The 8,321-nt window shown below is 66.0% G+C and carries 7 protein-coding genes; 1 reads left to right on the forward strand and 6 read right to left on the reverse strand.

Annotated elements, in window-relative coordinates:
- Positions 1-9: 9 nt before the first annotated feature.
- The 6 genes from PMI01_RS03045 to PMI01_RS25965 form a co-directional block, all read right to left on the reverse strand.
- The gene (locus PMI01_RS03045; protein ID WP_007662828.1) at positions 10-1,209 is read right to left on the reverse strand and encodes a DNA phosphorothioation-associated DGQHR protein 1; all 1,200 of its coding nucleotides are present in this window, start codon (positions 1,207-1,209) and stop codon (positions 10-12) included.
- A gap of 8 nt (positions 1,210-1,217) precedes the next feature.
- On the reverse strand, positions 1,218-1,700 hold the full coding sequence (locus PMI01_RS03050; RefSeq protein WP_007662830.1) for a hypothetical protein: 483 nt from the start codon (positions 1,698-1,700) through the stop codon (positions 1,218-1,220).
- Positions 1,701-1,883: 183 nt separating this feature from the next.
- Positions 1,884-3,101 (reverse strand): hypothetical protein, encoded by a 1,218-nt coding sequence (locus PMI01_RS03055; protein ID WP_007662833.1) that lies wholly within the window; start codon positions 3,099-3,101, stop codon positions 1,884-1,886.
- 192 nt (positions 3,102-3,293) lie between these two features.
- Positions 3,294-5,027 (reverse strand): ATP-binding protein, encoded by a 1,734-nt coding sequence (locus tag PMI01_RS03060; RefSeq protein ID WP_007662835.1) that lies wholly within the window; start codon positions 5,025-5,027, stop codon positions 3,294-3,296.
- A gap of 124 nt (positions 5,028-5,151) precedes the next feature.
- Positions 5,152-5,607: a hypothetical protein gene (locus PMI01_RS03065; protein ID WP_007662837.1), complete on the reverse strand. Its 456-nt coding sequence runs from the start codon at positions 5,605-5,607 to the stop codon at positions 5,152-5,154.
- A 343-nt stretch (positions 5,608-5,950) separates the two neighbouring features.
- Positions 5,951-7,033, reverse strand: a complete 1,083-nt coding sequence (locus tag PMI01_RS25965) for a class I SAM-dependent methyltransferase (protein WP_007662839.1) — start codon at positions 7,031-7,033, stop codon at positions 5,951-5,953.
- A gap of 13 nt (positions 7,034-7,046) precedes the next feature.
- On the opposite strand from PMI01_RS25965, the gene PMI01_RS03075 reads away from it, so the two are divergent.
- On the forward strand, positions 7,047-8,321 hold a 1,275-nt coding region (locus PMI01_RS03075), incomplete at its 3' end, for a DNA phosphorothioation-associated putative methyltransferase (protein WP_162136380.1).

Here is an 8,321-nt window from a genome sequence, read left to right on the forward strand (position 1 = left end):
CCGGCCGCGTCACCGCCCGCTGTCGATCGCCTGTTGCAGGCTCCGCCGGATCATAGACCGACCCGAGCCCGAGGCGTTCTGGAACTCGACCGCCGAAAAATCGATGGCCGCCGCCGGGCGCAACAGGGTTTCGAAATAGGCTTCGCTGGCGTCGCCCTCCCGCATGAAGTTGGGGGCGTCATGGCGCAGAATGTCGAACAGCGCCTGGACGCCCACCGTCTTGATGATGAACGACCCGGGCTTGGCCGGCTTCCAAAGCAGACGGTCGCAGACCTTCAAATAGTTGAGCACGATGGCGTAGAGCAGCGCGTCGTTGCCCTCGATATAGAGGCGGCGCAACGGCGTCTTGTCTCGCGAGGCTTCCAGGACCTTGCGCAGCTTGGAAGCCGACGACAGCATGGTGCTGGTGTCGCGCCGCGGATTGGCCGAGAACAACCGCATGATCCCCTCGACGATCGTCGCGGTGGAGATGTGCCAGACCTGGGACTCGTTCAGCGCCAACAGCGCCCGGTCGCGCTTGGGCGCCACCAGGATGTGCCCCATCAGCGGGGACTCCTCGCGCGTGTTCAGACGCCGGGTGAGGAACACCGCCAGCTTGTCGGGGGTCCAGCGTTCCGGGGGCTCGTCGGAGATGTTGTAGCCGAACAGCTCGTAGGTGAGGCTCTTGTCGACCTGTTTCTGGGTGGAGTTGATCGTCGCGAACAGCTGGGCTTGGTAGGGCTTTGGCAGGTCCATGAACACCGAGCAGATCATTTCGGTGTTCAGGCGATCGGGCTTGCGCACATGCTGGAACCCGTCCAGCCGATGCTGGCCGTCGATGATCGCCGCCAGCTTGGCGTTGGTGGGGATGGTCAGCTCCAGGCAGCCGTCGGCCAGCTCCACCACCTGCCAGGCGACCGCGCTTTCGCCGTCGTCGTCCGGGTCCTCGGTGCTGATCAGGCCGGTGTCCTGCGCGAAATTGGCCGCCAGGATGATCGAGTTGGGGAACGCGGAGTCGTCGCGGTCGATATATTCGGCGATCTCGACGGGCCGGCCGCCCTTCTTGCCGCGCTGGGTGCCGTCGACGTCGTAGCCGTCGTCGTCATCGATGCTGGCGCGCATGCGGTCGCTGAACGTGACGTCCATCAGGACATGGGCCGGGATGATCGCCACGTAGTAGACGCCCAGCGGCTGTTCGACCCGGAGCGCTTTGACCTTAACAGGATACATCGCGCGCCTCAGACCTTGAGTTTGATGTTGGCGGAGCCGGTGGCGAGCGGCGCGTCCAGGGCCCCGCCGACGGCGGCCTCGGGACTGGCCTCGTCATGCAGCGAGGGATTGTCGGCGTTGGCGATCCACCAGATCCACAGCGACCCAAGACTGGCGGCCACGGCGGCCGTCCAGGCGAAGGCTGACGCCGGCCGCGCGTGGGAGATGAGCATCAGGCCAACGACGAGGGCCAGGAGGATCAGCACGATCGAGAAGGCGTGCATCCGCTTGCTCTTCACTTCGAAGACCATCTGAACGCAGGACGATGCGATCAGCGCGGGAAAGAAGGTCACCAGCGAGGTGTAGGTGTTGTTCCAGTCCCGCGCCGCGGGCGGCAGCCCATTGGTCTGGATCAGCTCCACCCAGACGCCCAGCCCGCCCAGGCCGAACACGCAGGCGATAAAATACATCCAGTACACGAACTCGCGGCTGGGGCGCTTTGTCCGTCGCATCAATTCGGCGCCGACGAGACGAAAGCCGTTCGCGCTGCTGGGCGCGGACTCTGCTGCGATCAAATTAGCCCCCCGTCATATCGCGGCCAAGCTTAGTCCCTTTTGCCGGTCCGTCACCCAAAAGTTGATCTTTCGATCGCCCCGCACGCATCGCGGGTCACCCTCTCGGCCGCCCGCCGGTCGTCACCGACCACTGATCTGTTTGAGCAGGGTCGGCCTGTCCGGCGCGGGCAGGCCGAAGGCGGCGGCGACCTCGCCCGAGGCCCCTTCCAGCGCCGCCAGGCGTTCGCCCTCGTCCTCGCCCGCGAGTGAGAACGACGCCTCGACCCTGTCTTCCAGGGCTTGGGGGCGGCCGCCCCAGCCCGTTTGCGACGTCCAGACCAAGCCCTCGAGCCGCGTCGCCCCGAGCTTGACCTTGAAGGGGCCTCGCGCGCCCTGCTCGCGCAGATAGGCCAAGGCCGTCGTCAGGAACCCATCCCAGGTGGCGATGACGTCGTCGGCGTAGAAGCGGCCTTCCGTGGCGTTGTCGCCGAGGAGCCTGTCGACCGCCCAGACTTCGCCGGTGGCGCGAAACTGCATGGTCATGCGCTCCAGGGGCGTCTGGGCCCCCGAGCGCAGGCTGCCGCTGTAGGTGAGGAAGCCGCCCCGAGTGGTTCCCCAGCTGAAGCCGCCCGGCCAATGCAATAGCGGCGCGTGGCCGCCTATCCCGAAATCAGACGGCGGCGACCACGCCGCCGGCAGGATCCGGGCATAGAAGTGACGGCCCGGCGCGAACGACTTCCTTCCGGCGACGCCGTCCTCGTTGATCGGCAATTCCGCCGACGGTTCGAACCAGAGGGCCGGCGTCTGCGGCGTCGCGGCCCGCCATTCGAGCGCGGGCGCTGGCGGGACCGGCGTCACGGTCGCCAGCGACGCCCCCAAGGCCTCGACGAAGATAGACTTGAGCCCCTCGCGCGCCGCGGCCAGCTCGGCCTTGGTCGCGCCCGTGGGCAGGTGGAAACCGATCGGCGCGCGCCGCCCGCGGAGGTCGAACGGCAGGGCCTCGGGCCTGGCGCCGTCGAACGCGGTGTTCCAGACCAGGATGATGCGGCTGAGGGTGAGCGCCTTCTTGGCGTAGCCGAGCTCGATCAGGACATTGGGGTTGGCCAGGGCCTTGCCCGTCGAACTGACGGCGATGGGGGTCACGTCGCCGACGAAAACCGCCGCCGCGTCGATCTTGGCCAGGATGGTGGCGACGATGTCCGGCGAGCCGGGAACGCCCTTGGTGTCGGACGTCAGCTCGTGGCGCTCCTCGATCTGCACGTGCAACGCGTCGATCGCCAGGGCCAGAGCGTCGCGCACGACGTCGCGCGTCACGCGGGCGTCGAGGTCGCTTTGCCAGGACCAGAAAATACTGCTCATGCGCCGATCATAGCGTCGCGGACAACCCGGTCGAGCTTGATCGCCGCAAATCAGTCTGGTGGAACGACACCGATGCGCCCACCATTACTTGTTTGGCCTTCCGAGGTGAAGCTTGTCCATCGCTCCGTATCCTCCGTCACCGGTACGGCGACGGAGGCAGGAGGCTCAAGAGCGGCTACGGGACGCCGAACCTTAAACGTTCCGCTTGAGATCCTCACGAATTAGCCCGGCCGTGAACGTGCCCCAAAACTCGCGTAGATCCTCGTAGGCGTCGTCTGGATCGGCGTGCATGTTCTCGGCCTTGGCGTAGGCCGTGAGCAGCAGTTCGATGCCCGCGCACGCGCGCTTGATCCGCAGCGACACCTCCTCGACGTCCAACTCATCGGGAGCCAGATCGGCCAGCGCCTTCAGCGGATCAAGCACCTCCGCGACGAAGGGGTGCTTGTGGTTGATGGTGACGATAGCTTTTCCGGTCAGGTGCTTGATTTGCATCAAGCTCTTTCCAGGCCATTGCCCGTCCACCAAGGTCACCGAGCGCTTGTCGAAGCTCTCGCGCACCCACTGAGCCTTGTCGATGGCCTCGGGGTCTTCGGGATCGAGCCCCATCGTCTCGATGACGTCATCGATCGCCGCCTCGATGTCCTCTTCCGACGCGTTGGCGTTGGCCCGCCCCCCTGGGGCCGTCTGGTCGAAGTCATCGACGGCGCCGTGGGTGGTGTTGTGACCGTCGCCGGTCGTCGAGCGCTCTTCCTGCTCGACCTCCTTCCAATAGGTGCGGATGTCCTTACGGGCGTCGAGGATCGGCTTTTTAAGGGCGTTCTTCAGCTCTTCGCGTAGTTTTCGGACCGGCTCGGCTCCGCGCTTGACGTTGCGGACTTGGAAGTACTCGTCCAACGCCGCAGGAAACTCGATCTGGACGCCAATATAGCGGTCCAGGAACTCCTTGCCGCCGGGATAAAGCTTGGGTACTAGGTCGTAGTAGATCTCGCGACCGTTGCGGAGAATGCTGACCTTGCTTTCGTTCTCGGGAATATAAAGCTCGGCGAAATCCTCCCGCCCCTTGGTCGCGCGGCCGCCCGCCCCGCTCTTTTCGCGGAACTTCTTGGGCAGCAAGGCCACCGTCCAGCGCACTTCGTGGTAGTCGATGGTGAAGGTGCCTTCGTCGACGATCTCAGAGCGCAGATCGCCAAACTTCTTGGTCACCCGCTCATTCTCCATCCGGAACAATGGGTCGTGCAGGGTGATTTCCGTGCCGTCGAACTCGATGCGCAGACCAGAATCGATAAACTTGCGATAGGCGCGGGCCAGAAACTTCTTGAGGTCCTGAATTCGCTCCTGGACCGCCGTGCCAAACCGCCCGCCGTGAACCAGCCGGTCGACCTTTCTCCAGACCACGAGGGTTCCAGAAGCGAAGGGCTCCTTCCGTTCCGGGTCGAACATCAGATGCTCGAAGTCTTCCGGCCAACCGCTGACCTGCTCGACAACCAGGACATTCTGGACGCCGTCGCGAACGTCCTGAAGATCGAGATAGGTTCGGAAGATGCGGTCATCGCCGCGCGGCAAGGTGTAGATTTCGACGCGCTGCGCCTGGCTCAACGAGGCCAGCTTCAGGCCCATGCCGAACCGGCCAAGGCTGCTGCGGCTGTTGTAGCGGCTGGAATAGCCCAACGACAGGACGCTGGCCAGGATCTCAGGGGAGATCCCGGCCCCGTCGTCGCCCACCGCCATGTCGGTGACCGAGCCGTCGCTGGTCTTGGGCATCACCATGCGAATGTTGCTGGCCCCGGCCTCGTAGGAATTGTCGAAGAGTTCGCCGACGGCGGCGCTCAGGTCGAAACCCGCGTCGCGCGAACTTTCCAGGGCTTGATGCGGCTGTGTCAGCGGCGCTTCGGGATAGGAATTGGTGTTGGGCGTCTCGTTCGTCATGACGAAGGTCTCTCTGTTTGGCTGGGTCGGTCGAGGATCCGACCCGGCGGGAGCATCCGATCTTGAAGGCCTAGGACGCGGACGAAGGCCCGCGCCCTAGGTCGGCGACGGTCGGGGAGCGGGTCTAGGCGGCCTGGTCACGCAGCGCCCGGGCGCTGGCGCGCGCGCGGCTGAGCGATTGGCGGACATAGTCGACCGACTTGCCCATCTCACGCGCGACGGCGCAGGCGTCGTCGTTGTTGGCCCAGGCGAGCACCAAGACTCGCGTTTTGGCGGGCGGTAATTTCGCAACCAGGTCAGCGGCTTCGACATAGGTGGCCCCGAGTTGATCACCCTTGGCCTCCGCGAGACTGGCGCCGTCGCGAATGCCGAAGCGTTGGAGAATTTTCTGACGGCGGCTGAGCTTGACCCGAGCGAAGGCGGTCGCCGCCTCGATCAGATCCTGGGGAGAGCCCAACCTGTGGGGACGGCTGACGAGGCGGTTGAGGGCTTCTTCGAGCACTTCGGCCCGATAAGCGTTTGTCGTTTTGGCCAGGCGCGTTTGCAAACGCGCGACCGCTTGGGTCACGTTCTTATTCATCTAGGTCGTCCTTCGCATTTGGCGAGGCCGCCTAAGGGTCGGACCCGCCGCTTCGGATGTGATACGTCACCTTACGAGAAGAAGGTGATCGCACCCTCTATGTAACGTGAGATCGGCGTTTATTGCAGCGCTCTTGGCGTTTTTCTTCGACGGGGCGCTCATCGGGACAGGCGAGCGTCGAAGGGGCGTCGCCGCTGTAAGGGCGCGGGTTCTGAAAGAGCCGGCTGGACGGAACCGCTCACCGTCCCGTAGGTCGAGAAGCGGCGCGCTTCGAACAGGACGACGCGGACCTGTTGAGCTCGGTCATCTTGAGCGGCGCGCCGCCACGGCGGTCGCGGCGACCTCAGTGCGCAAGCGGAGCCGGCTTGGTCAGCAGCACAGTGCGCCAGGAGATGTCCTTGCGGCCCAGCAGGTCCGGCTTGTCGCCCAGGGCGCGATACTCCAGGCCCGCCAGCGGTGCGAGGCGACCCAACTCTTCGCCGCTTACCGGATACATGACCCGATCCATGTCGCCCGGCCCCAGACGCAAGGTGAGATAGATCTCCCCGCCCGGCGCCAGCAGCTCGCTCAGACGCTCCAACGCCTCGCGCCGCTGGCGGGGCGGCACATGCATCCACACCGCGCTGAGCACGATTAAGTCGAAACGGCGGCCCGCAAGTGCGGGCGCTTGCAGCCTGGGCATGGAGGTGTCCAGCCACTGGATCTTGTCGGCGCCGTGCAGGGTGCGCCCCAGGCCGCGCATGCGGTCGGAAGGCTCGGTGGCCCAGACGTAGTGACCAAGGCCGACCATGGCGGCCGCATCGCGACCGCTGCCGGCACCGACATCGAGCACGTTCAACGGCGTCGCACCGCTCAGCTTTGCGGCCAGGTAGGGATGGGCCTGCCCGAAGTCCAAGGCCTCGTAGCGGTCGACCAAGTCCTCGGCGCCGCGATCATAGAACGCCAGCGTGCGAGCCTTGGCGGTGAACGGCTTGGCCGCGTCCAGGGCGCTGGGGATCATCATCGCGAAGCTGAAGGCGGCGGCGAGGCTGAACATGATCTGGAGCAAGGTCCGAACGAGATAGGGCTTGTCATGCCAACTCTTGCCCGGCGCTGCGACAAAACCGGACGCATCGAACCGTTCGAGCCAAGAAAGGTATTCGTCCGTGATGTAGCGCAGACGATGCAGGATGAAGACCAAGACAACATTGCCCGCGAACGCCAGGCCCAGAAGTCCCAGCTGAAACCAAGGCGAGGTCTCGGCCTTGGCGACGCCGAACCACAGGCCGCCCGTCAGCGACATCGAGATCACCGGGATCTGCCAGAAGAGCTGGTTGAGCGACCTCAAGGTCTGGGAGTTCTGGTCGTAGACGGCCAGGTCGTGGTTCGTCGGCGCGGCCTGCGGCGGCGCGGGAACGGCAGGGGGCGGCGCAGGGCGGCGGGCCATGGGAAGTCTCGCGATGCAGACGGCTGAACGCCCCGCCTGGCAGCGCGCGGGTTCGCGCGGCCAGCAGAGCGTGAGCCGAAGGATTGTTCAAGCCCGGCGTCGCCCCTCTTGGCGTGAGGGTCGTCGGCCTCGGGTCCTGGCCCTAGCCTGTCCACACAGATTCGAGGCGATCGACGACGCGGGAGTCTCCATGGTCCACCTCCAAGGCAAGCGCATCGGCCAGACGCTCTACATTCACCGCACCGCGCGCGACGAGCTCGAGGCGCCCCTGCGCGATGAGCTTGCCCTGGCCGAGGACATCGCCCAGACCAACGCTTGGTCGGTGGCCAAGCTGCGGCGCGGCGAACGGCGGGTGTCGCTTCTCACCTATGAAGATTTCGAGCACCCCTTCCCCGCCCTGCTCGAAAGCCTGACGATCGATCTGGAGGCTGGCGCGGCGACCCGCCGAAGCTATCGAACGCGGGCCAATCCGCCAGTCCTGCACCGCAAAGAGCTCCTCCTGCGGCGTGATGATCCCCGCCGCATCCGCTATGGCGACCTGACGCGCGCGCTTGAGGACCGGGGCCTGCTGCGGGCGTCGCGGTTCATCGGCACGCGCCGGGTCTGGGACGCGCGGCTGACCGCCGCCGGGGTCAGGGTTGTCGACCACCAGTTGATCGACGACAAGTCAGGGCCCGCCCCCGCCGTGCGCCGCCATCTGGCGGCGATCGCCCGCGACGGGTTCTCCGCGCCCATCCAGGCGCTGCTGCGCCACGGTGTCATCGCGCCGGGGGTGAGCGTCCTCGACTACGGCTGCGGACGCGGCGCCGATGTCGAAGGTCTGCGCCAGGCTGGCGTAACCGCCTCGGGCTGGGATCCCTACTACGCGCCAGACACGCCGCGCGGCCCCGTCGACGTGGTCAATCTCGGCTTTGTCCTCAACGTCATCGAACGCCCTGAAGAACGGCTTGAGGTCCTGGACGCGGCCTTCGCTCTGGCGCTCGGCTGCCTGGCCGTCGCCGTCATCACCGCCAGCAACGCCCAATGGGATCGCGGGCGCCCCCTGGCCGACGGGCTGGTGACACGGCGCGGCACGTTCCAGAAGTTCTATGCCGACACCGAGCTGAAGACGCTTCTGGAAGGGCGCCTGGGCTGCGAGGCCTTTCGGGTCGCCGCCGGCGTCTATCTGGTGTTCAAGGACCCGCTGCTCGAGCAGGCCTTTCTGCTTCAGCGCCAGACCCGCCAGTCGGGCGGCCGACCTCGCTTGGCGCTGTGGCGGGCGCGCGAAGCGCGGCGGGCGAAGATCGAG

This window comes from Caulobacter sp. AP07 (assembly GCF_000281955.1).
Lineage (GTDB): Bacteria > Pseudomonadota > Alphaproteobacteria > Caulobacterales > Caulobacteraceae > Caulobacter.